Here is a 23019-nt window from a genome sequence, read left to right as displayed (position 1 = left end):
TCACGGCAGACGGATCGGGGTGGGCAGGAGAGCGTGGGCCGGCAGCGGGCGCCATCGGTCCCCCGCGGCGACTCGGCCGAACGCCTGGTCGCCGAAGTGGAAGGCGAAGCCGTAGGTACGCCGCTCGCGCAGCTGTGCCAGCAGTGTCGCTCGCGCCTTGAGCACGCCGTCGACGTTCACGTCGGGCCCGGACGGCCATTCGGGGTGGGCCACCTGGGCGGGAGTGTGGAAGGCGTCGCCGAACACCAGGATCCGCCGCCCGTCATGGGCCGAGACCACGTAGGTGGTGTGTCCGGGGCTGTGTCCCGGAGTGATCAGCGCAGTGACGCCGGGCCACACTTCGTCACCGTCGCCGAACCGGCGCAGCACCCGGGACATCGGCACCATGAACCCGTCCCAGGACGGCGCCCCCACCTTCACCTCACGGTTCCAGAACGGATCCCACTCGGCTCCCGCCACCAGATAGTCGGCGCAGGGGAACGCCTTGCGCGGCTGCCGGCCGGGCCCGGTGAGGAAGCCGACACCGGTGTGGTCCGTGTGCAGGTGGGTGAAGGCCACGGTGTCGATCGACTCCGGAGGCACCCCCAGCGCCTGGAGGGTGCGCAGCAGCGCCCCGCCGCGGGAGACTCCGAGAGAGGGCGGGAGGATGGTGGCGCCGAGACCGACGTCGATCAGGAGCCGCCGGTCGCCTCGCTCGACGAGGACACCGCCCGCCGAGGCGGCGATGCGCCCCGACGGAGCCAGCGCTTCGGGATGTTCCCTCCAGTACGAGGCGGGGACGGCGGGCAGGAAGCCGGCACGGTCCAACTCCATGGCCGCGTCGACGACATAGGTGAGCCGGACATCTCCCATGGCGAAACTGCGCACGGCCGACTGGTCACCGAGTGATCCGGTGCGGAACCGCGCGGCGCGCGCTTTCGGGAGCGAGGGCGAGAGGGGTACGGCGAAGGCCGCGCCGGAGACGAATGCGGTGCGCAGCACGCTGCGTCGCGACGGGCGAGGCTCGCGGCCGTCCGGCTCTGTCATGGCAAGGTGTCCTTCGTAGCGTTGAGGAGACCGAGCGGCGGGCCGCCGCTCTCGGGTGGGCCGGCTCCGCAGCGGCATCGCCGACCGGTGGGCCGACCGGCGGACCGTGGGCGCGTGGTGCCGGTCCGGTCACGGCTTCAGGAGGGCCACGGGGTTCGCCCAGGTGATGGCTCTGATCTCCTGGCTCGTCAGGCCCGTGGTCCGGAACCACTGCTCGCTCACGTCCAGCCACTCCTTCACGTCCGGCTGGTCGGGCTGGCCGAGGTCGGAACTGAACACCACCCGTGGGTGGGCTCGCACCACTTCCCCGAGGTGGCTGATGTCGCGGTGCCCCAACAGCAGCGTCAGCGCCGTGATTTCGACGTACAGGCCGGGTACCTGGGACAGGTCCGCCAGGTCGGCGCTCGAGAAGCCCGACATGGGGTGCGTGGCGTGGGTGAGCACCAGGCGCGGCACGTCGAGGCGTACGGCCTCGTCCACGAGGCGCAGTGCCGCCTCCCGGTCGCAGTGCCCCGTCGCCACGGCGACGGGCAGGTCACGGGCTGCCCGCAGGACCTCGCGCACGTCCCGGCGCAGCCGCCCGTCGGCGTCGAGGACCCGGCCGGTCCGCCAGCGGTCGGCATCGAGCAGGGGGTGGAAGGAGGTACGGCGCAGGCGCGAGGTGTGCGCGGGGCCGACCAGGGTCGGCAGGTGGACGACGAGACGGGCGGGGGTGTCCGGGCCGTGCGCGTAGACGGCCTGCTCCACGGCCTGGGGCCGGACACCGCCGACCAGTTCGTTGAGGACGAGACTGCCGGAGACCGGCAGCCCCTCCTGGCGGGCCTCCCAGGCGCGGGCCGCGGTGGAGGTGAGATGGCTCTTCAGGACCACCCAGCCGCCGACCTCGGCATATGCCCGGCCCGCGCCGGCCGAGGTGAGCCGGCGACGGTACAGGTCGGGGCCCGCGTGGTAGTGGACGTCCACCACCACGCGCCCCGCCAGGTCATGCATCGGAGGGCCGGGCGCCACTGTCGCCCCAGGGCCTGGCGTAGCCGAACCGGCGCCGGGCCTCGTCGAGGCGCAGCCCGGCGCCGACGGCCCCGGCGATCGCGTCCTCGGTGTGCTCGACTCGTTCCGCCCGGTCGGCGACTTCGACGGCGTGGTCGGCGGGTACGACCAGGGCTCCGTTGTCGTCGGCGACGACGATGTCACCGGGCCGTACGGTGACATGTCCGATGACGACGTCCCGGCCGGTGCCGGCCAGTTCCACCCGGTTCTTGCCACTGACCATGGTGACGCCCGTGCTGAACAACGGGTATCCGGCGGCGCGGATCTCGGCGATGTCGCGGGCCGAGCCGTGCAGGGCGGTGCCGCGCACCCCGCGCCGCTGCGCCAGTCTCGTCAACAGCGATCCCCAGTTCGTGCAGGTGGTACTGCCCGCGTTGTCGACCACCACGAAGGACCCCTCGGGTACGTCGTCCAGGTAGTTGGCGGCATTGCGGAAGCCCTGCGCGGAGTCGTCGACGGGCCGGTAGGTGACGGTGAACGCACGGCCCGCCGCTCGGGTGCCGGGCACTCGCGCAGCGATGCCGACGAGGACACCGCCGACCCCGAGGCTGTCGAGTGCGTCGGAGACCGACGCGGTGTCGAGGCGGGAGAGCCGGTCCACCACCTCGTCAGTGGCGTCCGACACGGTCTCGTCCGTGGCGAGTTCCTCGGTCACGGCCTGCGCGACCTCCCGGGTGCCGCTCGTGCCACCCATGTCGTAGGTGACGGTCGTACGGCGTGTGGCCACCGCGCGCACCGCCGCCCTGAGTTCCTCGCCGGGTACGGAGAGATCCAGATGGTCGAGCATCTGGGCCACGGCGAGCATCATCGCCATGGGGTTGGCGCGGCCCTGTCCCGCCATGCCCGGGGCACTGCCGTGCACCGGCTCGAAGTAGCTGCCGTGGTCGCCGATGTTGCCGCTGGGCGCGAGGCCGAGGCCCCCCATGACGCCCGCGCCGAGATCGGAGAGGATGTCGCCGAACATGTTCTCGGCGACCAGCACGCCGAACCGCTCGGGCCTGCGCACCATCCACAGGGCGACCGCGTCGACGTTGAGGATCTCGGTCTCGATGTCAGGGTGGTCGCCCGCCATCAGTTCAAGGCGTTCACGAAGGTGGTTGCTGGTGTGGCGCAGCACGTTGGGTTTGTCGACCAGGGTGAGCCGGGTGTAGCCGCGGGAACGGGCGTGGGCGAACCCGTAACGCAGCAGCCGGTCCATGCCGAACTCGGTCTGCAGACGCAGCGTGACACCGGTCGCCCGCGGGCCGGACGCCTGCGCGTTGGGGTGTTCCCGGACCACGTTCCACAGGGCGTCGTCGAGGCCGTGGAAGTCGAACCCCGCGTACAGGCCCTCGGTGTTCTCGCGGATCACTGTGAAGTCGAAGCGCCGGTCGACCAGATCGATGACGGGGCGGACGTTGGCGTACAGGCTGAGCCGCTGCCGCAGTTGGATGACGGGGGAGACGAAGGTGAGGCCGGTGCCCCTCAGCCCGGCGGGGAGTTCGGCCTCGGCCTCGCGCAGCGGCTTGCTGGTGATGGCGCCCAGCAGACAGGTGTCGGTCTCCTCCAGAAGCTTCCAGGTGCGCTGCGGGACCGGATCGCCCTCGTGGCGCCAGCACTCCCAGCCGATCTCGCCGAAGCGCAGATCGAGGGGGAGAGCGAGCTTCTCCACGACGTCGAGGGCCGCGGCGGTGACCTCCGGCCCGATGCCGTCGCCGGGGAGTACAGCGACGCTCTTCATGTGAGTCCCTTCTCCCGCAGGAAGGATCCGACGAGGGCGGACACTTCAGCGGTGCGTTCGAAATGGGGGCGCATGCCGGCCCCCGGTACGACGGCCACCCGGTGGTGGGCCGCCGCCACGGTGTGGCGTTGGGTGACGAGCTGCGAATGGCTGCCGACGATCTGCAGCAGCGGACCGGGGTGGGCCCGTACTCCGTCGGTCACGTCGATGCCGCACAGCATCCGCATCCCGGCGGCGAGCCGGCGCCCCGCGGCCGGGTCGTGCGGCGCCGGCGCGTCGCCGGCGGTTCCGCGGCACTGACCCTGTGGCTGGACGCGCCGGTCGAGGAGGGCGAGGGCGTAGTCGGACCGGCCGCCCGCGGCCAGGTCGGCGATCTCCGTGAGCCTGGCTTCGAGGAGGGCGTCCGTCCGGGCCGGCCCGGAGACGAGCAGCACCGCGGTCTCGGGGGCGACGTCGGGGAGCAGTGCCTGGGCCACCGCGCCGCCCAGCGCGTTCCCGCAGAGCAGGTCCACGGGGCCGTACCGGGTCAGGAGCGCGCGGCAGCGGGCGACGAGGGAGTCCAGCGAGTCGATCTCCTCGTCCCACAGGGAGAGCGTGTCGACCACGGTGACCCGCAGGCCGGCCTGGGCCAGGATGCGGGTGACGGGTGCGAAGAACGCTCCGCCGTCCCAGCGCGGGGTGACGGGGGCGAGGACGAGTGCGTGTGCCGGACCGGCGGCGGCCTCGGGTCCGAAGACCGCCGCCGGGACAGCGAGTTCGGCGTGGGTCACCGAACGGTGGCGAGGGTGCGTGCGGTGGCGATGCCCTCACGGTGATTGCCGCCCAGCAGTTCCTTGCGGTGCTCGACCGGCAGGTCGTAGCGGCCGAGGACCAGGTCGGGCAGTGGCAGGGAGGGCGTGCCCTCGGGAATGGTGGCGAGGAGCAGGTCCGCCAGTTCCAGGGCGGGGCCCAGGTGGAGCCGGGCGGAGGACTCGGGGTCGGTGCGGTCCAGGTGAGCCAGCCACTGTTCGGCGATGAGGTTGCCCGGGCCCTTGCCCATGCCCTGGATCGACGAGTCCATCCAGGTCGCACCCGCGGCGACCGCACTGATCGCGTTCGCCAGGGCGAGCCCCAGATTGTTGTGCGCGTGCAGACCGACCGGGCCGCCGGTGACCGACTTGGTCAGGGTGGTGAGATCGGTCGTGTCCACGGGGGAGAGGCTGCCGTTGGAGTCGGCCAGGTAGACGAACTCGGCGCCGGCGTCGGTGGCGGCGGTCGCCACCTCGACGATGTCACGGCCCGGCCACTGACTGATCCGTGCGAAGTTCACGCCGACGCCGAACCCGATGTCCTTGGCCTGGCGTATGTACTCCAGACCGCGTTCGTAGCCCTTGGCCGGCAGGATGATACGGACCAGTCGGGCACCCGCCGCGTACATGGCGGGCAGGTCGTGTTCGGTGATGTTCTTCGGGTGCAGGATCATCGCGACGCGGTGCGCACCGATCTCGTGGGCCACCGCGGCGATGAACTCGTCATCTCCGCGGCCGGTGAGGCCGAGGTCGGGGATCGGCAGGAGCGAACCCTTGCGGTAGGCGATCTCGACCCAGTCGAAGCCCGCCTCGACGGTGAGCTTGGCGTGCTTGAGCGCGTAACTCAGCGGGAAGTTGAAGCCGTTGCGGTACCCGCCGTCGCGGAGGGTGACGTCGATGTTGACGATGCTCATGGTTCCTCCAGGTAGCTGGTGTGGGCGGTGTCAGGCGGTCTGCGGGCCCGCGGCGTGGTGCGCGGCGAGCCGGCCGAAGATCAGCGACCGCAGCACGGACGTGGCCGGCGGGTAGGCGTGGTAGTAGAGGCCGGTGGCCTCGCCGGCCGCGTACAGACCGGGGATGGCGGTGCCGGACGGGGTGACGACCCGGCCGTCCAGGTCGGTGCGGATGCCGCCGTAGGTGAAGCAGATGGCGGCGGTGACCGGGACGCCGATGAACGGCGGGGTGTCCAGCGGTGTGGCCCAGTTGGACTTCTTCGGCTCGAGGCCCACGGTGGCCTTGCCGTCGAGGCGGGTCGGGTCGAACTCGCCGGGTCCGACGGCCGCGTTGAACTCCGCGATCGTCTTCTCCAGCCCCTCGGCGTCGATGCCGAGCACGGCGGCGAGTTCCTCGAGGCTGTCGGCCTGCTCCGGCGGCACGTCGCTGAGCAGCGAGTTCATGATGCCGGGGATGGCGAGCGTCTTGGCGTCGGCGATCCAGTACGCCTCCTGCTCCTGGTTCCTCCAGATCTCGTAGCCCACGTGTTCGAAGGTGTTGTCCCAGGTGTCACGGCCTTCGTCGAAGAAGCGTTCCATCCTGCCGTTGACGAACACACCGGTGCTGAAGCCGTAGAGGACGGAGTCGGCCTTCCGGGTTCGGCGGTCGACGGGCTCGGCGTGGATGCCGTCGAACTGGCCCGCGGTGTCGGCGCCCAGCTCCAGGGCCATGCGCAGCGCGTCACCGCGGTTGTTGGTGATACCGGGGGCGATCAGCGGAAGATCGCACGCCTTGTCGCCGACGTAGCGGGTGAGCATCTCGGTGTTGCCCTCGAAGCCGCCGCACGCCAGGACGACGGCGTGGCCGGACAGGCGCTGGGTGCGCCCGTCGGAGGTACGAACCAGCACGCCGTCGACGGAGCCGTCGTCGGAGGTGGTCAGACGCAGTGCCTCCGTCTCGTAGCGGATGTCGACGCGCGGGTCGTTCTCCAGGGCGGCGCCCAGGTGTTCGACGATCGAGGCACCGCCGCCGCGGGGGCTGGCCGGCGGCGTCATGGACGGGGTGCCGCCGTCGAACGTGTGGGGCAGCGGGAAGTCCTCGAAGGCGATCTCGACGCCGTGCTTCTCGATGAAGTCGAGGGTCTGGGGGGTCTCACGCTCGACGGTGCGGCAGTACTCGATGTCGGCGAGGCCGCCGGAGACCCGGCTGACGTGCTCGGCCCAGTCGGTGTCCAGGTTCCTGTCCTGGGTGATCCGCAGGAACGCGCCGGTCCAGCGGGTGGCTCCACCGCGCTCGTCACGGCCGGCGCGCTCGAGGACGGCGATCCTCGCCGGGGTCTCGCGGTGTGCGGTGGCCTCGGCGAAGGACAGGGCGGCCGACAGGCCTGCCGCGCCGAACCCGATCACGATGAGGTCGTACTGCGGCGGGGTGTTCGAGCCTGACATGGTTTCTCCTCGGAAGAAGGCGGAAAGCTGTGGGTCCGTCGTGGGGGAGTGGGCTCAGCGGTTGGGCGTGATCACCCGGCTCGTGCGGTAGAGCCGGTACTTGGCGCCGGTCGTGGTCTCGGCGAACGCCTGGTAGCGGCGGGTGAATTCGGGGTCCTCGAAGATCGCGTCGAAGCGCTCCTGGTTCGTCCACGCCGCGAAGTTGACGATGGCGTCGCCGTCGACGCTCGTCAGCAGGCGGGAGCCGCGGAAGCCGTCGGCGGTGGCGGAGACGTGATCGACGGCGGAGGCGAGCGCCGCCACACTGGCCGCGGCGTCGTCGGTGGTGGCCACATTGATGAGCAGCACGCCGTCGTCCGGCTCCGGGGCGGTGATCACGCCCGGGCTCGCGTTGCGGCCCTCGAAGGAGAGCTGCTCGTACGAGGCGATGCCGAGCTTGTGCCAGGGGTCGCTCTCGATCAGCTCGCGCACCCGGGTCTCGTCGAGGTCGGCGGTCACGATGACGGCGCCGCCCTCGGGCCGGGGGCCGCTGAGCAGGATCCGGCCCTGGTCCGCGTGCTCGCGCAGCCAGGCCTTGTGCTCGGCCATGTGGGCGACGACGGTCTCACGCGGCGTGAGGTAGGTGAGGGTCAGTACGTGGATCATCGGGTCCTCTGCTTGGTAGGGGAGAGATCGGCGGATCGAACAGAACTGGGGGGACCGGCGGAAGGGGCGAGGAGGCCGGCCAGGTCAGGCACTGGGAACGCCGGCCCGGCGGGCGAGGTGGGCGAGGATCGCCTCGGCATCGGCCACGACGTCGTGGACGACCTGGGCGGCGGGCTGGATGTCCTGGATCAGGTCGAGGACCTCACCGGCGAACATGGCGCGCTGAGTGGTGTCGTCACGGGCGACGGCGGCGGTCCACTCGGGCTCGACCGTGGCCCGCTGGGCGGCGAGTTCGGCGTCACGGCCGGTCCAGGTGCGGGTGAACTCGTTGCTCACGGAGCGGGCCTGGTAGGCCTCGTCCCACGGGATGCCGCGCACCACGTCGAACGAACGGGTGTCGACGGTGTCCGCGGTGTGCGATGAGACCAGGTGGGACTTGAACCCGGCGGTGGCCAGCGACTCTTCGGTGGCGGCGAACCGGGTGCCCATCATCACCCCGTCGGCGCCGAGCGCGAGGGCCGCGGCCAGACCGCGGCCGTCCGCGATCCCGCCGGCCGCGACCACCGGCACCGCGCCCTGGGTGACGTCGAGTACGGCGGGGATGAGGGGCAGGGTCGCCAGCGACGCGTGGTGGCCGCCGGCCTCGGCACCCTGGGCCACGAGCACGGAGGCTCCGGCCCGCACGGCGACCTCGGCCTGCCCGGCGTCGTGCACTTGGACGATCACGTGGGACCCGGCGTCGGCGGCGGACGCCACGTACTTGTGGACCTGTGCCGCGTCGCCGAAGGAGAGGGCGATGACCGGCGGGGCGTAACCGAGCACCTTGTCCCACAGACCGGGCCGGGTGTCGAAGGTGAACATGACGCAGCCGACGCCCCAGACACCACCGGTCTCCGCGGCCCGCGCCACGTGCTCGTCGATGAACGCCGGGTCGCCGTAACTGACGCCGACGAGGCCGAGGCCGCCCGCCCGGGTGACGGCGCCGGCGAGCCGGCCACCGGACACGGAGCCCATCGGGGCGCAGACGACCGGGTGGTCGATGCCGAGCAGTTCGGTCAGCTTGGTCGAGATCACGATGCTCCTTGGTCGGGTCGATGGCATGGCACGGCCCGTCAGGCTGAAGAGGGAAAGATGCGCCAGGGAATTCCATAAGAATGTCCCGGCGAAGGAGAGGCGAGGAGTTCCACGGAGGGAGACCGCTTCGGAAGGAAGATCGCCTCCGTTTCGTTCAAAAGGCTATCTTCGGTCTCCGCAGCCGTCCAAGACGCAAACAGCGTGACGTCCATAAGCGGGCGATTATACCCGCTTGGCAGCAGAAACCGGAAAGGCGTGTGACCCGGGCCAGGAAGGCACGGGTCACACGCCGGACGGACAGGTGTGCGGAACTAGTCGGCGACGAACGCCCAGCCGCGCTCCGCCGCGACCTTCCGCAGGAGCCGGGCGGTACGGCAGTCGCTGGCGGCGATGACCGCGAGGCGCTCGCGCGGCGGCCGGCTGGTGGGCAGGGGCCGCCACACCAGGTGCGGCTCCCGCTCCACCGCGTGGTGGGGGCGCAGGGCGACGAGGTCCGCGGTGGTCTGCAACGCGTGCAGGAAGAGGGCGTGCTGATCCTGGTTGACAGGGTGCAGCACGGAGTTCCAGCCGAGCTGCGCCAGATGTGCCGGGACGGTCTCCGCGAATCCCGGTGCGCAGCCTTCCTCGTACCAGAGCAGACGCTGGCGGGCGAGGTCCCTCCAGGTGAGCTCCGGATGTGCGGCGAGCGGGTGTTCCCGCGCCATGACGAGGCCGAGGGGCTCGTCGCGGACCACGGCGCGCACGACGTGCGGCATCGGGATCGGCAGGCGCACGATGCCGAAGGCGATCTCGCCGTGCCGCAGCAGTTCACCCTGGTCCGCCGCGTCGACCGAGCGCATCCGCAGCTTTCCGCCGGTCTCGCGGCTGCCGTCCGGACGGCTCCCGGACAGAGCGTTCTGCACCTCGATGAGGACCTCCGCCGGGACTCCGCCGCACACACCGACGGGCCAGGCCTGCGGTGCGGGGGCGGCCGCCGCGATGGCGGAACGCAGTTGACTGGGAATTCCCTGAATTTCCCGGAGAAAGGCCCGGCCCCCGGTCGTCAGCTCCACTCCTCGTGAACTGCGGATGAACAACGCGGCACCTACGCGTTGTTCAAGGCGTCGAATTTGCTGACTGAGACTCGGCTGCGATATCCGAAGTTCCTGGGCGGCGGCCGATACGGTTCCGGCGCGGACCACGGTCAGGAAGTAACGAAGGTGCCGCATGTCGAAGTCGTCGACGCTGCGCGCGTCGGACATCGCGCGAAGTACGGCGTCGCCCGTCGGATCCGGGCCCTGCCTATCGGTGTCCGTATGTTCCGAGGCGATCCGGTCCGTCCACTCGTCCAGCACGCTCATCCGCTTCCCTCCCCAGAGTCGCCGCCCCTGCCCCGCGCAGGGATGCCACCACCCGGCCTCGCAGGCGCGAGACCCGGTGGAGCATGGCAGAAGAATTCGTTCCCGAAGGTATGTTTTATGGACCTGAAACAGCGTCGTCTCCCGCGCGCAAGACTCCTGGCCCGTCGGCCCCCGACAGTGCGTCGAAGAGCAGCCGCCACAAAGACTCCCCGCCGGCCGCGCGGTCGTCGTCGACGCGTCCGGGGGGCGCGTGCAGCAGCCCGTACATCACGATCATCACCAGTCGGGCGACGAGCCGCGGCGAGTACGCGGGAAACCCGCTGTCGCGCTGGGCTCTGCGAACCAGTTCCATCAAGGCGTTGTGCACCTCGACGAGGATGTCGGACAAGGCCCTCGCCAGGACCGGGCAGTCGGCGGCGAGCCGCACCGCGGCCCGCAGTCGCACATCCGACTGCAACCGGCCGGTGAACCCCATGACGAGGTCTTCGAGCACACCACCGGCATCGGCGCCCGGGGTGTCGTACTCGGTCCGCAGACTCGTCCACGCCTGTCGGGACTCGTCGATCAGGGCCCCGGCCAACGACCTCTTCGACGAGAAGTGGCCGTACAGCGCGCCCTTCGTCATTCCGATCCGGTCGGCCACCGAACTGAGTGTGGCCCTGCTGTACCCCTGGGAGGCGAACACCTCTGCGGCGGCCGTCAGCACTCTCTCCCTCGTGCGTCGTGCCCGCTCCTGTTTGATCATGTCTGTGCCCTTCGTCATGGAAAGAGAGCACATACATACCATTGGAGCGACACGTCGCCGCAGCGTTCCGGCCCGCGGGACATCTCACGTGCTCTCCGATCTGAACGGGCCCCGGCGAGCGGAGGCCACCGACCAGCCGAAGCGCTCTGCCTCGTCGTTCAGCAGGGGGGAATCTCCCACCACCACCGGATTCCCCACCGCGCGCAGCATGGCCAGGTCGCTCTCGTGGTCGCCGTACGCGAAACAGTCCTGCGGATCCGCGCCGCGTTCCCGCATCACCCGGACCACGGCCTCGCCCTTCGCCGCCCCGATCATCGGGCGGTGCACCTCCCCGGTCAGCACCCCGCCGGGTCCCACCACCAGTTCGGTGCACACGACCGTCGCCACCGCCAACTCGTCGGCCAGCGGGGCGAGGAGCGGGCGCATCGAGCCCGAGACCAGCACCACCTCCCGGCCGGCGGCACGGTGTGCGGCGACGGCGCGGAGGGCGGACCGAACGAAGGCCGTACCACCGCGGCGATAGCCGTCGTACCAGGTCCGGCCCGCGGCTTCGAGGTCGGCCAGGGCCACGCCCGCGTAGCGCCGGTAGTAGCCGCGGTTCAACGTCTCACGGTCGGGGGTCACCGCCGCCTCCGCCCGCAGCTCCAGCCAGTCGGTGGCGACCTGCGTGGGGTGCAGGCGCGACCAGTGCCTCCAGAACTCGATCATGCTCTTCTCGGCGATCAGCGTTTCGTCCACGTCGAAGAAGGCCAGTGTCGGACACCCCGTCCCGGTCACCGTCGTCATCGGGCACCTCCACTCGCCAGAGCCGCGTCCGCGTACGCGTCGGCCGCCGCGTCGAGGCCGAGGGCCCCGTGAGCCGCGGCCGTCGTGACATCCCGCCACGCCCGTTGCAGCCGGCTGTCCGGGGACTGTCCGTGCAGCCCCGAGGCGTGAAAGAGGTCATCGACCGCCTCACGGCACCATGCGACCGCGGTTGCCGCGTCCCGGCGGTTCTCCGCCACCGCGAGCGAGGTCGTCCCCTGCCGGTCCGCTCGGTCCGCTGCGCCCTCGAGAAGCAGACCCGCGGCGTGCAGCCGCGCGGACACCCGGGCCAGCAGCAGGTTCTGGCCCGGTCTGCGCCCCGGCGCCTGCTGCACGCAGTCGTCCGCCCAGGCCCGCAGCGCCGCACGGGCAGCCCCCAGGACAGGAGCCGCGAACATCAGCGCGGCGACCATCGGATAGGGAACGCGGTGGCAGCGGGCCGCGTCGGGCAGGGGACTCAACAGCGCGCCCAACGTGAGGGAACGGTGGGCGGGCACGACGATCCCGTCTGCCGTCACGCTGTTGCTTCCGCTTCCTCGCAGCCCGACGGAGTCCCAGGTGTCCAGGACGGAGAGCTCCTCGCGCGGCACGGCGAAGACCCGGTGCTCCCGTGCACCGTCCCCGCCCGGCGTCCAGGACGCCAGCAGGACCCATTCCGCATGGTCGACCCCGCTGGCCGTCCGCCATTCCCCATCGAGGCGCCAACCGTCGCTCACAGCCGTGGCGCGGCCCTGCGGCGGAACGACGGAGGCGGCGATGCGGACGTCGGGCCCGTTCGCCCAGAGATCCCGCTGTCCCTGCTCCGGAAGGTAGGCGGCGAGTCGGCCGTGCGCCGCGTAGAGCGCGGCGCACCAGCCCGCGGCGGCGCACGCCTCCGCGACCGCCGCGGCATCCGCGAGCAGTTGCGCGAAGGTCCCGGCCGCGCCGCCCCATCTCACCGGTACGAAGTGGCGCGGGAAGCCCGCGTCGACGACGGCCGCGGCCACCTGGGGCCCGAGCTTGCGCCGCTCGTCGGCCGCCTGGGCGTCCTGCCGGGCCACCTCGACGAGCAGGTCCCGGGCCGGCCGTCCAGCCTGGCTGCTCCGCACGCCCTGGCCGTCCGACGCAGCCTCACCACCCGTCGGTTCGCCGTCGGTTCGCCGTTCACCGGCGGCTCTCTGCCGCGCGGTCAGCATGCTGCCTCCAGCCGCATCCCAGAGGACTTGGGCACGCCGTGGCCAACCTCTGCGGAAGCGAGTTCACGCCCGGCCTGGTGGGCGCGGAGGGTGAAGACGGCCGCACCGCGGTCGGCCGGTTCCGCCGTGATCGACACCGGGACATCCGGCTCGCAGAACGCGGTGAACGTCACGTCCAGCAGCGTCGCGCCGCTCGCGCCGGGCCGGCTGTCCGCCGAGGCGACCCGGCCGGCCTGCCGGAACGCCTCCACGAGCGTCATGCCCGGTACATGGTCGGACTCGTGGTCGAACAGCACGGGGTGTGCGCGGTCGAGCCGCAGCCACCAGACGTTGCCGTCGGAGGAGTCGGCTGCGATGAGCACGTCCCGCTCGGCGAGCTGGCCGACGCGAGCCGGCGACAGGGGGACACGGGACGGTGCCGTACGGGGCGCCGCCTCTCCCGGTCCCTGCCCCCCGCGCCGGCGCAACAGGGCATAGCGGCGGGGCTCCATCGGCTCCCAGCGAACCCGTGTCCGCCCGACGGAGCGGTGCCGCAGCACGACGTCCGCGTCCAGTTCCAGGCGCAACCGCGCGCCCTCGGCGGGCTTGCGGCAGACGACGTCGAGCCCGACGGCCAAGTACTCCTCGCCCACCGGCGGAAGCGCTTCGAACAGTTCGACGGAGATTCCGCTCAGCACGAACGGCACCCCGTGCGCCACACCGAAGAAGCGGTGCGACAAGTAGATCGCGATCTGCCGCCCGGTCTCGGCCAGCAGCACCGGATCGGCCGCGGGACCGCCGTGGTGAGCGAGATAGTGGTCCCGGCGCCACGCGGCCCCGACCGCGAACCGGTCGTCGCCGAGCCGTTCCGCGTCCGTCAGCAGCACCTCCGCCGCGGCCGCCTTGTGGACGGTCTCCCGCGGGACACAGCGGTCGAAGTCCAGCCTCTGCCAGTGGCGCTCGGGCCCCGGTCGGCCGATGCCCATCCGCAATCCAGACATGGCGTGCACGCGCAACATCCTCCCCCTGGCCGCCGTGCGGATCGCGCCGGTATCGTCCCGACGCACATGGCGACTCCCGAAGAAATATACCTTCAGGAAGGTATGTTGCAGGGATTATTTTGCGCCACCAGGCACGGCCGAGCGTGCCCGAACACGTCAGGACAGAGACCTACAGAGGATGCCCCTCATGCCAGAGCCGCACGTCAACGCCTTCGCCCCGTGGAGAACTCCGTCCAGGAGGGGCTCCGACCCCAAACAAGAGCGTTCGGTCCTGACCCGCCTCCGGGTTCTGCGAGGAGCCGCGGAGCTCTTCACCGAGCGCGGCTACCGCCAGACGTCGGTCAAGGACGTGGCCGACCGGGTCGAGATGACCAAAGGGGCCGTCTACTTCCACTACCCGACCAAGGAAGCCCTGGCCCTGGCCATCGTGGACGAGCACTACGCTCGTTGGCCGAAAATCCTCGATGAGGTCATCGAAGAGGGACTCGGCCCCGTGGATGCCGCGGCACGCATGCTGGAACGTGCGGCGGTCGCGTTCCAGGACGACGTGATCGTGCAGGCCGGCGCCCGGCTACAGCTCGAACGCCCGCAGATCGAAGCCGAATTGCCCACTCCGTACGTCGACTGGATCTCGCTCCTGGAGTCCCTGCTCGTGTCCGCCCAGGAGGCGGGCGAACTCCGTCCCGGCGTCGAGCCCGGCCCGGCCGCGCGCTCCCTGGTCTCCGCGTTCTTCGGTTCCCAGCACGTGTCCGACGTCCTGAGCGGCCGCGCGGACGTGGTGCGGCGCTGGCGCGACCTGAGCGATCTGCTCTTCCGGGCGATCCGAGCCGACTGAGCACGCGTGTCCCCGACCGCGCACAGCACGCTCCCGGGGGTTGGTGCACCACCGCCGTCCAGCGGTGCACCACTCCCCGGGAGCGTGCCGTCCCTCACGGGCCGTCAGGCGGGGTCGGTGACCTGCCGCCCGGTGCTCAGGACCACCAGGCCGCCGATGACGGCGAGACCCATGAGCACGGCGCCGAAGATCGTGGCGCCACTGGTCAGGCCCACGGCGTCACTGAGGTAGCCCGCGGAGACGGGCAGGATGCCGGCCGGGATGTAACCGCCCACGTTGAGCGCGGCGTTGGCCTCGGCGAGGCGCTGCGTGGGCACACTCGAGTTGAGCAGCGACAGCCCGCCGAGCTGGCCCATGCCCTGGCCGGCGCCGGCCAGCAACGCGGAGATGATGAGGACGGCGACCGCCGAGGTGTGCACGGCGATGATCAGCGTGATCATGCTCATCGTGGTGCTCACCGCACCCGCCGTCAGGATGGTGCGGCGGCGCAGCCTCTGGACCGCGAACTGCACCCCGGTGGCGGTAAGGAACATGACGAACGCCATGGCGCCGGCGACGATCCGGTTCGTGGTGTCCAGAAGTCCCGACAGGAGCGAGGGGCCCAGCGAGAGCACGAAGGACGTGGCGGTGATACCCGGCGCGAACACCGCGATGCCGAGCGCGAGTTGACGGCCGTTGCCACGCGGCACGCCCGGTACCCGCACCCAGCTGCCCTTGGCGCGCGTCGCGGGACGGCGCACCGGCATCCGCAGCACGCAGAGCACCGCCGTGACCAGGAGCACGGCCTCGACGACGAAGACGGTGACGGTCGGCGCGGGCGCCAGCTCGGAGAGCAGTCCGGCGAGCAGCGGGCCCAGCCCGGCTCCGAACACCATGGCGCAGGAGGCGAGGAGGGCGGCGATCCGCTTGCGCTCGGGTCCGGCGACGTCGGTCACCGCGGCCATGCCGGCCGAGACGACGGCGCCGACCGCGATCCCGGTGAACAGCCGCGCCACGATCAGCGCGGCCACGCTGGTGGCGGTCGCGAAGATCAGGCAGGCGGCCAGCCCGAGCGCCAACGCCGGGATCAGTACGGGTTTGCGGCCGACCCTGTCGGAAACCACCCCGGACACCAGCAGCGAGCCGAGCAGGCCGACGATGTAGAAGGCGAACACAACGGTCAGCGTGCCCTTGGAGAAGCCGATGTCGCGCTGCCAGAGCACGTACAGCGGCGTCGCCGCGTTCGAGAGCACGAACACGGCCGTGACCGGCCATGCTGCCAGCCACACCCACCACAGCGGCGCCGCGGGCCTGCCGGCCTCCGCGTCCGCGGTGTCAGTACGTCGACCCCCGTCGATGGCTTGGACGGATGTGGTCCGGGTCTCGGACATGACTGCTCCTCCCGATCTTTCCTGCCGCGTCTCCAGCAGTACGAGTTGAGTCGAACTTAGCATGCAGTACGATGAGACTCGTACATAGGAATCGCGTTATGAGGAGTTGCCTATGTCTGCGACCAAGGCCGCCGCACCCGCCATCAAGGTGCTCCCCGAGCCGGACGAACTGCCCGCGCCACTGCCGGAGCCGGGAGTCGACGAGTTGCGTCTGGAGACCGTACTCGGCGCGCTCAGCGATCCCCTGCGCCTGACGATCGTCCGCAAACTCCTCCTGGAGTCCGAGGACTTCGACCACTCTTGCGGCTGGTTCGGGTTCGACCGGCCCAAGTCGTCACTCACCCACCACTTCAAAGCGCTGCGCGAGGCGGGAGTGACGCGTCAGCGCCAGTACGGTCTCGAACGGCGCAGTCATGTGCGCATCGAAGACCTCAACACCCGGTTCCCCGGCCTTCTCGACCTGGTCGCGGCCTGGACTCCGCAGGCCTGACGCAGCGCCGGCACTCGCTCCGGGGATGATGGGCGGTGGCTGCGAGGGGGAGTGGCCCCGCGGTGCCGGGCTTCGGCCGACCGGAGCCCAGCGGCGGGTCCCCAAGTGCCGGGCCCGCGCCGCGTGTTCTGGACGGAGGGGCTTCGGCGCCTTGTAGCGGCCGGGGGCGTCAGGTGCCGGCCGCGGTCAGCGCTTCCGCCGCCGCCCGCCGCAGCGCACGGTACGTGGTCCAGCGTTCTCGCCCGCCGGCCAGGTGCGCCACGGCCTGGCCCACCCATTGAGGGTCACCGAGGAGGTGTGGCTTTCCCTCGTCGATGAGCTGCCGCAGCAGATACTCCAGCCGGAGGGCGTCCAGTGCCCGGTACGGGCGCGCATGCTGGTCGAAGCGCAGCAGGTGGTCCTCGTACGGGTGACGCAGCGTCATGTGCATCCATCCGCCGTTACGCGAGGCGACCGATCCCCTCAACGTGTAGACGCCCCTGCCGCTCGTGTTCCAGGAGTGCTTGCCCCAGGTGATCCAGATGCCGGTCATGATCCTGGACCAGGGGATCACCGTCCCTCGGAGTCCGGCTCGTGCTGGTGGAGCCCGTCCGGGCGGAACTCCACCCAGTGGGTGTCCGGGCGCGTGGCGTCCCCGACTCCCCAGCGGCCGTCGGTCAGTTCCAGCGGTCCCAGATGTGTACGGCCTTCCCCCATGCGGTCATTGAACCATGTGTCCTACGAACCGTTCCTCCGGCTCGGCCGGGACCTCGCCGTCCGTAGGGCGCACACAACCTCTCGCCGAAGAAGGCGCCTTGACGGGCCACGGGCGCAGACGGTCGCAGGACGGCTTTGGTCAAGAACTGGATCCCGTACGTCTCCCGTTGCGGAAAGACGCTGGAGAGTGGGGCGCGGGCCGCCCTACGGTGACGCCATGACCAATCACTCGGAAGCACCTGTCACGCCCGTCGAGGCGTACGAACCCCCTTACTGCGCTGCTGTCTTCACCGCGGTGCGAACCCAGAACCAGAGCGGCTACAGCGAGACCAACGCCCGCATGGAAGACCTGGTGATGGACATCCCCGGGTTCCTGGGCATGGACCACGCGCAGACTCCCGGCGGGCTCGGCATCAGCGTCGCGTACTTCCGCGACGCCGACGCCCTCACGGAGTGGCGGACCAACGCCGAGCACCGAGCGGCGCAAAAGCGCGGGCAGGCCGAGTGGTACGAGAGCTACACGCTTCATGTGGCGAGAGTGGAGCGCAGCCACGGGTTCAAGCGAGCCTGAGGGGTGTCCCGCAGACGCCGTCGCCGCGAAACCGGGACCATTTCCATAAACTATGAATATAAAAATGCTATGCTTCGAGCATGAGTCGTCAAGACACCGCTCCGGGCGCGTCCGCCGCCATCGGGGCAGCCCTCTACGGCCTGGCCACCAGGGCCGCGAGACGCCTGCCCCGGGACATGAGCCTGACGTCCGCCGCCACCCTGGCCACCCTCGACCGGACCGGCCCGCGGCGCATCACCGATCTGGCCGCGGTCGAGGGCGTCACCCAGCCCGCGATGACCGCCCTGGTCCGGGTGATGGAGGAGTCCGGCCTGGTCGAGCGGCGGGGCGACGCGTCCGACAAGCGGGTCACGCTGGTGTGCCTGACCGAGGCCGGCGCCTCCTATGTCCGGACGCGGCGCCAGGCGGGCGTCCACGCGTTCGAGCGGTTGATCGGCGAGCTCACCGGCGACGAGATCGAGGCGCTGGTGGCGGCCCTTCCGGCGCTGAAGCATCTGGCAGAGCTCGAAAGCCAGGACCGCGAAGGGCCGAAGCAGTGACCGGGCAGCCGGGAGGCGGGGTCGCGGCGAAGGTGTTCCCGGTGGCGCGTTCCGAGGCGCGGCTGCTGGTCCCCGCCCTGTTGTTCATCGCTCTGGTCGTTGCGGCGGTCGCCAGCCTCGGGACGCCGCTCATCACCAGCGTGGCGACCTCGTTCCACGTCTCGCTCGGCAGCGCGCAGTGGACGCTGACCGTCGCGCTGCTCAGCGGCGCCGTCGCCACGCCGGTCCTGGGCCGGCTCGGAGCCGGCCCGCACCGGCGGGCCACGATCCTCGCCACGCTGGCGGTCGTCGTCGTCGGCAGCGCGCTCACCGTGCTGCCGCTGCCGTTCGCGTGGCTGCTGGCCGGCAGGGCTGCCCAGGGTGTCGGGCTCGGGCTGACGGCGCTGATGATGGGCGTGGCCCGGGACCACCTCCCCGAGGAGCGCAGCGCGGCCGTGATCGCCCTGATCTCGGTGGTCTCGATCATCGGGGCCGGCGTCGGCTACCCGCTGGCCGCACTGCTCGCCGAGCTCGGCGGGGTACGCGCCGCCTACGGCCTCGGCCTGGTCGTCACCGCCGCCGCCCTCCTGGCCGCGTGGCGCTCCATGCCCGAAGCCCCCGAAGGCCGCTCCGCCCATGTGGACGTGGCAGGCGCGGTCGTCCTGGCCGCTGCGCTGCTCCTGGTGCTGTTCCTCGCCGGCGAACGGAATCTGTGGAGCCGGCACCTCGCCGTGGCGGCGGGCCTCGCCGTCGTCGCGGCGGTGCTGCTCTGCGTCTGGGCCGTCATCGAGCTGCGCAGCACGACGCCCCTGGTCGATGTACGGGCGGTGCGGCACCCGGCGGTCGCCGGGGCGAACCTCGCCATGTTCGTCGGCGGGATCGGCATGTACCTCCTGCTCACGCTCATCACCCGGTACGCGCAGACGCCGCACGGCGCCGGCTACGGCTTCGGGCTGACGACCTTCGTCGCCGGGCTGGTCCTCATCCCGTTCTCGGTGCTGGGGTTCGTCGCCGGCAAGCTCACGCCGCGGGTCCGGACGCGGATCGCCGACACCCTGCTCCTGGCCGGCAGCGCCGTCGTGGTCGGCGGCGGGTTCGCCCTGTTCGCGGCGGCCCGGTCGGACCTGGCCGAACTGTTCGCGGCGATGGGCGTGCTCGGCTTCGGCGTCGGCGGCTTCTCGGCCGCGATGCCCGGCGTCATCCTGGCCGTCACCCCCAAGAGCGAGACGTCGAGCGCCATGAGTTTCAACTACGTCGTCCGCAGCGTCGGGTACTCCCTGGGCAGCGCCATCGGCGGCCTGATCCTCACCGCGGGCACCCGCCCCGGCCACCTCTTCCCCGACGACAGCGCCTACACCGCCGCGGCGCTGATCGGCATCGGCGCCATGGCGATCACGACGCTGACAAGCCTCGCTCTCGCCCGCCGACGCTCGTCCGAGGCCACCCCGTAAGTCAGACGCACTCATCCCCACACTGGAGGTTCCATGCCCAAGGGCTACTGGGTCAGCGCCTACCGCACCATTTCGGACCCTGAGAAATTGGACGCTTACAACAGGCTGGCCGGTCCCGCCGTCAAGGCCGGGGGCGGTCGGACCCTCGTCCGTGGCGGTCGGGTCGTGGCGCATGACGCCGGAATCGCCGAGCGCACCGTCCTGGTCGAGTTCGACAGCTTCGAGCAGGCCGTCGCGGCGTACGAGAGTGCTGCCTACCAGGAGGCGCTGGTCGCCCTCGCCGACGGCGTCGAGCGCGACTTCCGCATCGTCGAAGGCATCGACTGACCGAGGTCCGGTCGGATCTTCACTGAGGGACTCTGCCGGGAATCTTGAGGACCGACAGTCAACGATCGTGACGTTGCGTCAGTCTCGTAGGAACATGATGCCCATGTTCCGGGGGAGCCCGATATGTTCCTCCGGCCCCGGCCCCGGCCCGGATCGGAGACCCCGCCGCTGACCGCGCAGGTTGCCCGCGCCGGCAACCCCCACGGCACTACCGCGGTGTGGATCCGCGACCGCCTCGTCGACCTGTGGAACGACGAGGAGTCGAGCGGCGGGGTCAGCTCGAACAGCGCGGCGAGTGCGGCGGCCACCTCGTTACGTCGACCGCGCGGGCTCAGCCCGGTACTTCTGATCCGGGGCTCGTCAGCCGTCGCGCGCCTTCCTCCACCGGTAGCCGTAGTGGTCCAGGCGCTTCCGTTCGCCTATGACAAGAAGGCCTGAAAACGCGCCCATCACCATGCTGTAGAGGGCGATCTGAAGGTCCACCCTCCCAAGGGCCAAAGCGCAGAGGCCGCCGGCAAAGAGAGCGCCGGCGAACCCGCAGAGCAGCGGATGGCGCAAGAACCGCCCGCGCGGCCGCAGGGGTGGCCGATCGCCCCCGAAGTAGCGGTCGAGCGCCCAGAACGCCCGTTTGAGTGCCTTCACAACCACGCCCCCATCACCCCGAATTGCACTCCTGCGGCCTGAGTGATCGTAGAGCTCTGGGACGAGCACGGTCACGAGTCCGGCGTCGAGTGAGCCAAGCTTCCCAAGTGGGCCTGGAAGGCGGGCGGATCAGCGCAGGCCGGCGAAGAGGTCGTTCTCGGGTACGGCCGCTCCGGTGGTGTCCTGTACGCGCAGGAAGGTCTCGACGCCCATCAGCTCGGTGAACCTTTCCTTGCCCATCCTGAGGAAGAAGATGTTCTCGCCCTGGCTGGCGTGGGCGGCCAGGGCATCGAACTTCTGACCGCCGAAGGCCGCGGTGTCCACCCAGGTGGTGATCTCCTCGTCCGGGAGCCCGATCTCGGCCATCGCGGCGGCCTCGTCGGGATCCGGCTCCTGCCAGTCCCCACCGAACTCGCGCATGGTCTCCCCGAACCGCTGCATCATCGAGCGCGGCGCCGTCGTCCAGTACACCTTCGGCGTCGGCTCGGTCATCGCCAGCGCCGCCATCGTGATGCGGTTCGCCTGGATGTGGTCGGGGTGACCGTAGAAGCCGTTCTCGTCGTAGGTGACGACCACATCGGGCCGGTAGCGGCGCATGAGTTCCGCGAGTCGTGCGGCACCCTCTTCCACAGGCGTCCGCCAGAAGGAACCGGGCGCGTCATTGGTCGCCCAGCCCATCATCCCGGAGTCGGCGTAGTCCAGCGTCTCCAGGTGGCTGATCTTCAGGATGGCGCAGCTCTCCTCGAGTTCCTGACGCCGCATCGAGGCGACGGCTGCGGGATCGTGCCCGGGGTCGCCCGGCTTGACACCCCCCGGTCCGTCACCGCAACCGCCGTCGGTACACGTCACGAGGATCGTGCGGATGCCTTCCGCCGCGTAGCGCGCGAGGACACCTCCCGTTCCCGTGGCCTCGTCGTCGGGGTGGGCGTGCACGGCCATGAGCGTCAAGGGCCGGTCGTTCATGAAACAGTCCTCCTGTGGGACAGAAAATGCCGCCGGAGTCCGGGGCAGGCGAATGAACAGTCACTTCGATTATCGGGTGACCGGGGTGCCGGCCCCCTGGGGGCGGGGTGGGCGGACGATCTTCTGGTCTCTTCACTCCGCGTCCGGTAAGCCCTCGGCCGACCGACGGCTTCGGGCGGTGCGTCAGCCGGGCATCCGGTAGCGGACCACTACGGCGCGGCTGAAGTTCGCGTCGCCGTGGGCGCCGAGTTCGATCTGGCCGGCTGCCCATACCTCGTCCGTACCGGGGACGGGGGTGATCTCGTTGAGCCAAAGCTTCTGCTTGCGGTCGACGGCGGTGACTTTGCCGGTGACGCCGGGAACGTACGGGGGATGGCCGATCTTATGGGTGCGGCCGACGCCGTCCCGCATCTTCTTGGCGCTCAGCACCGCCGCGGGCGGGTGTTCGCCGCCCTGGGGGACGCGCCAGCGGGAGCCGTCGAAGAGCAGGGTGAAGGGCCGCTGATCGGCGGGGTAGTAGTCGCCGTCCTCCGAGGGTTCCGGTTCGGTGCCGGAGTTGCCCGTCGCCCACACCTCGTCGGCGGAGACGGCGGTCGTGCCGGTGATGAGTGAGCTGAAGTCGTATCCGTCGGTCAGGGTGAGATCCGTCGGGATCGGTACACGTTGCCATCGCGTTCCGTCCCAGCGGGCCGAGGCAGGCTGCTGGGAAGTGGGCGCGTCCGGGTTGGCCGGCTTTTCGGTTCCGGGCTTGGGCTCGCTGCCGATGGCCCACACGACGGTGCCATGGGGATCGGTGACGAGGCGCTGGGCTTCGAAGGGCAGCGCGCTACGAGTCCAACCGCGGCCCGTCCAGTGCCAGGCGGTCCTGCCGGAGCCGGAAGCCCACACATCTGCCGGGCCCAGCACGAGCACGCCGCCGATCCCGTGCTCGCGGTCGGGCAGTGGGACAGCATGCCATGTGGTTCCGTCGAAGCGCGCGACGAAGGACGTGTTGGTCGAACCAGGTCCGTGCGAGACCGACGCGATCAGCCAGACGTCGCCTGACGGATGGGACGTCAGCGACACCCTCTCCATGCGCCCGTCGGCAGCTTCGGTCACGTCCCTCGGCAGCGCATAGGGCTGCCACGTGGAACCGTCGTAGTGCAGCAGCGCCTGCGCCGAGCCGGCGCCTTGGCGAAAGGCCCAGGCGTCCTTGGGGGACACCACGGCGATGTCCGCCACATCGGTGCCGTACTCGAACTCGTCGGACACATACGTGTACGTCCAGGCTTCCGGCGCCCCGTGTCCGGCGCGGCTGCCGGAATCCTTCGGAAGAGGCTCAGCATGCTGCGGAGCGTCCGCCCCGCAACCGGCGACCAGAACGAGGACCAGTCCAGCGAACACACGTCGAGCGGTACACGGCAGGCGCATCGCCGGATCGTACATGAGTACGGC

General features: G+C 70.8%; 23 protein-coding genes and 1 pseudogene. 6 read left to right on the top strand and 18 right to left on the bottom strand.

Going from position 1 to position 23019, the window contains the following annotated elements:
• The 13 genes from ACF08B_RS30375 to ACF08B_RS30315 form a co-directional block, all read right to left on the bottom strand.
• On the bottom strand, positions 1–1026 hold the full coding sequence (locus tag ACF08B_RS30375) for an MBL fold metallo-hydrolase (RefSeq protein WP_392320345.1): 1026 nt from the start codon (positions 1024–1026) through the stop codon (positions 1–3).
• A gap of 129 nt (positions 1027–1155) precedes the next feature.
• Positions 1156–2016: a DUF6282 family protein gene (locus tag ACF08B_RS30370; protein ID WP_392320344.1), complete on the bottom strand. Its 861-nt coding sequence runs from the start codon at positions 2014–2016 to the stop codon at positions 1156–1158.
• On the bottom strand, positions 2009–3793 hold the full coding sequence (locus tag ACF08B_RS30365) for an isocitrate/isopropylmalate family dehydrogenase (protein ID WP_392320343.1): 1785 nt from the start codon (positions 3791–3793) through the stop codon (positions 2009–2011). Before ACF08B_RS30365 ends, ACF08B_RS30370 begins: the two co-directional genes overlap by 8 nt.
• Entirely contained in the window at positions 3790–4563 is a 774-nt protein-coding gene (locus ACF08B_RS30360; RefSeq protein ID WP_392320342.1) for an alpha/beta fold hydrolase, read from the bottom strand. Before ACF08B_RS30360 ends, ACF08B_RS30365 begins: the two co-directional genes overlap by 4 nt.
• The gene (locus tag ACF08B_RS30355) at positions 4560–5495 is read right to left on the bottom strand and encodes a hypothetical protein (protein ID WP_392320341.1); all 936 of its coding nucleotides are present in this window, start codon (positions 5493–5495) and stop codon (positions 4560–4562) included. Before ACF08B_RS30355 ends, ACF08B_RS30360 begins: the two co-directional genes overlap by 4 nt.
• 30 nt (positions 5496–5525) lie before the next feature.
• Positions 5526–6959: an FAD-binding protein gene (locus ACF08B_RS30350; protein ID WP_392320340.1), complete on the bottom strand. Its 1434-nt coding sequence runs from the start codon at positions 6957–6959 to the stop codon at positions 5526–5528.
• A 54-nt stretch (positions 6960–7013) separates the two neighbouring features.
• The gene (locus ACF08B_RS30345; RefSeq protein WP_392320339.1) at positions 7014–7604 is read right to left on the bottom strand and encodes a YciI family protein; all 591 of its coding nucleotides are present in this window, start codon (positions 7602–7604) and stop codon (positions 7014–7016) included.
• 84 nt (positions 7605–7688) lie between these two features.
• Positions 7689–8678, bottom strand: a complete 990-nt coding sequence (locus ACF08B_RS30340) for an NAD(P)H-dependent flavin oxidoreductase (protein WP_392320338.1) — start codon at positions 8676–8678, stop codon at positions 7689–7691.
• 311 nt (positions 8679–8989) lie between these two features.
• Positions 8990–10018, bottom strand: a complete 1029-nt coding sequence (locus ACF08B_RS30335; RefSeq protein WP_392320337.1) for a LysR family transcriptional regulator — start codon at positions 10016–10018, stop codon at positions 8990–8992.
• A 115-nt stretch (positions 10019–10133) separates the two neighbouring features.
• Positions 10134–10763: a TetR family transcriptional regulator gene (locus tag ACF08B_RS30330; RefSeq protein ID WP_392320464.1), complete on the bottom strand. Its 630-nt coding sequence runs from the start codon at positions 10761–10763 to the stop codon at positions 10134–10136.
• 84 nt (positions 10764–10847) lie between these two features.
• Positions 10848–11549, bottom strand: a complete 702-nt coding sequence (locus tag ACF08B_RS30325) for an HAD family hydrolase (RefSeq protein WP_392320336.1) — start codon at positions 11547–11549, stop codon at positions 10848–10850.
• A complete protein-coding gene (locus ACF08B_RS30320) occupies positions 11546–12742 on the bottom strand; it encodes an oxidoreductase (protein WP_392320335.1) in 1197 nt (398 codons plus the stop codon). The genes ACF08B_RS30325 and ACF08B_RS30320 overlap by 4 nt, the downstream gene beginning before the upstream one ends.
• Positions 12736–13722: a ScbA/BarX family gamma-butyrolactone biosynthesis protein gene (locus ACF08B_RS30315; RefSeq protein ID WP_392320463.1), complete on the bottom strand. Its 987-nt coding sequence runs from the start codon at positions 13720–13722 to the stop codon at positions 12736–12738. Before ACF08B_RS30315 ends, ACF08B_RS30320 begins: the two co-directional genes overlap by 7 nt.
• A 187-nt stretch (positions 13723–13909) precedes the next feature.
• Between ACF08B_RS30315 and ACF08B_RS30310 the strand changes: the two genes are divergently transcribed.
• Entirely contained in the window at positions 13910–14557 is a 648-nt protein-coding gene (locus ACF08B_RS30310) for a ScbR family autoregulator-binding transcription factor (protein WP_392320334.1), read from the top strand.
• Positions 14558–14661: 104 nt separating this feature from the next.
• Here ACF08B_RS30310 and ACF08B_RS30305 read toward each other — a convergent pair whose 3' ends face one another.
• Positions 14662–15927 (bottom strand): MFS transporter, encoded by a 1266-nt coding sequence (locus tag ACF08B_RS30305; protein WP_392320333.1) that lies wholly within the window; start codon positions 15925–15927, stop codon positions 14662–14664.
• Positions 15928–16039: 112 nt separating this feature from the next.
• Here ACF08B_RS30305 and ACF08B_RS30300 point away from each other — a divergent pair, with 112 nt between their 5' ends.
• Entirely contained in the window at positions 16040–16417 is a 378-nt protein-coding gene (locus ACF08B_RS30300; RefSeq protein ID WP_392320332.1) for an ArsR/SmtB family transcription factor, read from the top strand.
• A gap of 175 nt (positions 16418–16592) precedes the next feature.
• Here the strand turns inward: ACF08B_RS30300 and ACF08B_RS30295 are convergent.
• Positions 16593–17113, bottom strand: a pseudogene (locus ACF08B_RS30295) (hypothetical protein); the annotation flags it as partial.
• A 217-nt stretch (positions 17114–17330) separates the two neighbouring features.
• Here ACF08B_RS30295 and ACF08B_RS30290 point away from each other — a divergent pair.
• The 4 genes from ACF08B_RS30290 (at position 17331) to ACF08B_RS30275 (ending at position 19980) form a co-directional block, all read left to right on the top strand.
• Positions 17331–17684 carry an antibiotic biosynthesis monooxygenase family protein gene (locus tag ACF08B_RS30290; RefSeq protein WP_392320331.1) on the top strand — a complete coding sequence of 118 codons (354 nt, stop codon included), beginning with the start codon at positions 17331–17333 and terminating at the stop codon, positions 17682–17684.
• 176 nt (positions 17685–17860) lie between these two features.
• A complete protein-coding gene (locus ACF08B_RS30285) occupies positions 17861–18223 on the top strand; it encodes a MarR family transcriptional regulator (protein WP_308015619.1) in 363 nt (120 codons plus the stop codon).
• Complete coding sequence (locus ACF08B_RS30280) at positions 18220–19653, top strand: MFS transporter (protein WP_392320330.1); 1434 nt, start codon at positions 18220–18222, stop codon at positions 19651–19653. Before ACF08B_RS30285 ends, ACF08B_RS30280 begins: the two co-directional genes overlap by 4 nt.
• Before the next feature lie 33 nt (positions 19654–19686).
• The gene (locus ACF08B_RS30275) at positions 19687–19980 is read left to right on the top strand and encodes a DUF1330 domain-containing protein (RefSeq protein ID WP_392320329.1); all 294 of its coding nucleotides are present in this window, start codon (positions 19687–19689) and stop codon (positions 19978–19980) included.
• A 360-nt stretch (positions 19981–20340) separates the two neighbouring features.
• Here the strand turns inward: ACF08B_RS30275 and ACF08B_RS30270 are convergent, their stop codons facing one another.
• The 3 genes from ACF08B_RS30270 to ACF08B_RS30260 form a co-directional block, all read right to left on the bottom strand.
• The gene (locus ACF08B_RS30270) at positions 20341–20697 is read right to left on the bottom strand and encodes a hypothetical protein (protein WP_392320328.1); all 357 of its coding nucleotides are present in this window, start codon (positions 20695–20697) and stop codon (positions 20341–20343) included.
• A 54-nt stretch (positions 20698–20751) separates the two neighbouring features.
• Positions 20752–21585: a PIG-L family deacetylase gene (locus tag ACF08B_RS30265; protein ID WP_392320327.1), complete on the bottom strand. Its 834-nt coding sequence runs from the start codon at positions 21583–21585 to the stop codon at positions 20752–20754.
• 183 nt (positions 21586–21768) lie between these two features.
• Positions 21769–23010 (bottom strand): hypothetical protein, encoded by a 1242-nt coding sequence (locus tag ACF08B_RS30260; protein WP_392320326.1) that lies wholly within the window; start codon positions 23008–23010, stop codon positions 21769–21771.
• Positions 23011–23019 lie beyond the last annotated feature (9 nt).

It is taken from the genome of Streptomyces sp. NPDC015139, from assembly GCF_043079785.1.
Classification (GTDB): domain Bacteria; phylum Actinomycetota; class Actinomycetes; order Streptomycetales; family Streptomycetaceae; genus Streptomyces; species Streptomyces albidocamelliae.
Note: the sequence above shows the minus strand (reverse complement) of the source record. Positions and strands in the feature narration are given on the sequence as shown.

Coding starts and splice junctions, on each gene's coding strand:
- ACF08B_RS30375 (WP_392320345.1), bottom strand. CDS start 1,026: ATGACAGAGCCGGACGGCCGCGAGCCTCGCCCGTCGCGACGCAGCGTG.
- ACF08B_RS30370 (WP_392320344.1), bottom strand. CDS start 2,016: ATGCATGACCTGGCGGGGCGCGTGGTGGTGGACGTCCACTACCACGCG.
- ACF08B_RS30365 (WP_392320343.1), bottom strand. CDS start 3,793: ATGAAGAGCGTCGCTGTACTCCCCGGCGACGGCATCGGGCCGGAGGTC.
- ACF08B_RS30355 (WP_392320341.1), bottom strand. CDS start 5,495: ATGAGCATCGTCAACATCGACGTCACCCTCCGCGACGGCGGGTACCGC.
- ACF08B_RS30350 (WP_392320340.1), bottom strand. CDS start 6,959: ATGTCAGGCTCGAACACCCCGCCGCAGTACGACCTCATCGTGATCGGG.
- ACF08B_RS30345 (WP_392320339.1), bottom strand. CDS start 7,604: ATGATCCACGTACTGACCCTCACCTACCTCACGCCGCGTGAGACCGTC.
- ACF08B_RS30335 (WP_392320337.1), bottom strand. CDS start 10,018: ATGAGCGTGCTGGACGAGTGGACGGACCGGATCGCCTCGGAACATACG.
- ACF08B_RS30330 (WP_392320464.1), bottom strand. CDS start 10,763: ATGATCAAACAGGAGCGGGCACGACGCACGAGGGAGAGAGTGCTGACG.
- ACF08B_RS30325 (WP_392320336.1), bottom strand. CDS start 11,549: ATGACGACGGTGACCGGGACGGGGTGTCCGACACTGGCCTTCTTCGAC.
- ACF08B_RS30320 (WP_392320335.1), bottom strand. CDS start 12,742: ATGCTGACCGCGCGGCAGAGAGCCGCCGGTGAACGGCGAACCGACGGC.
- ACF08B_RS30315 (WP_392320463.1), bottom strand. CDS start 13,722: ATGTCTGGATTGCGGATGGGCATCGGCCGACCGGGGCCCGAGCGCCAC.
- ACF08B_RS30310 (WP_392320334.1), top strand. CDS start 13,910: ATGCCAGAGCCGCACGTCAACGCCTTCGCCCCGTGGAGAACTCCGTCC.
- ACF08B_RS30305 (WP_392320333.1), bottom strand. CDS start 15,927: ATGTCCGAGACCCGGACCACATCCGTCCAAGCCATCGACGGGGGTCGA.
- ACF08B_RS30300 (WP_392320332.1), top strand. CDS start 16,040: ATGTCTGCGACCAAGGCCGCCGCACCCGCCATCAAGGTGCTCCCCGAG.
- ACF08B_RS30290 (WP_392320331.1), top strand. CDS start 17,331: ATGACCAATCACTCGGAAGCACCTGTCACGCCCGTCGAGGCGTACGAA.
- ACF08B_RS30285 (WP_308015619.1), top strand. CDS start 17,861: ATGAGCCTGACGTCCGCCGCCACCCTGGCCACCCTCGACCGGACCGGC.
- ACF08B_RS30275 (WP_392320329.1), top strand. CDS start 19,687: ATGCCCAAGGGCTACTGGGTCAGCGCCTACCGCACCATTTCGGACCCT.
- ACF08B_RS30265 (WP_392320327.1), bottom strand. CDS start 21,585: ATGAACGACCGGCCCTTGACGCTCATGGCCGTGCACGCCCACCCCGAC.
- ACF08B_RS30260 (WP_392320326.1), bottom strand. CDS start 23,010: ATGTACGATCCGGCGATGCGCCTGCCGTGTACCGCTCGACGTGTGTTC.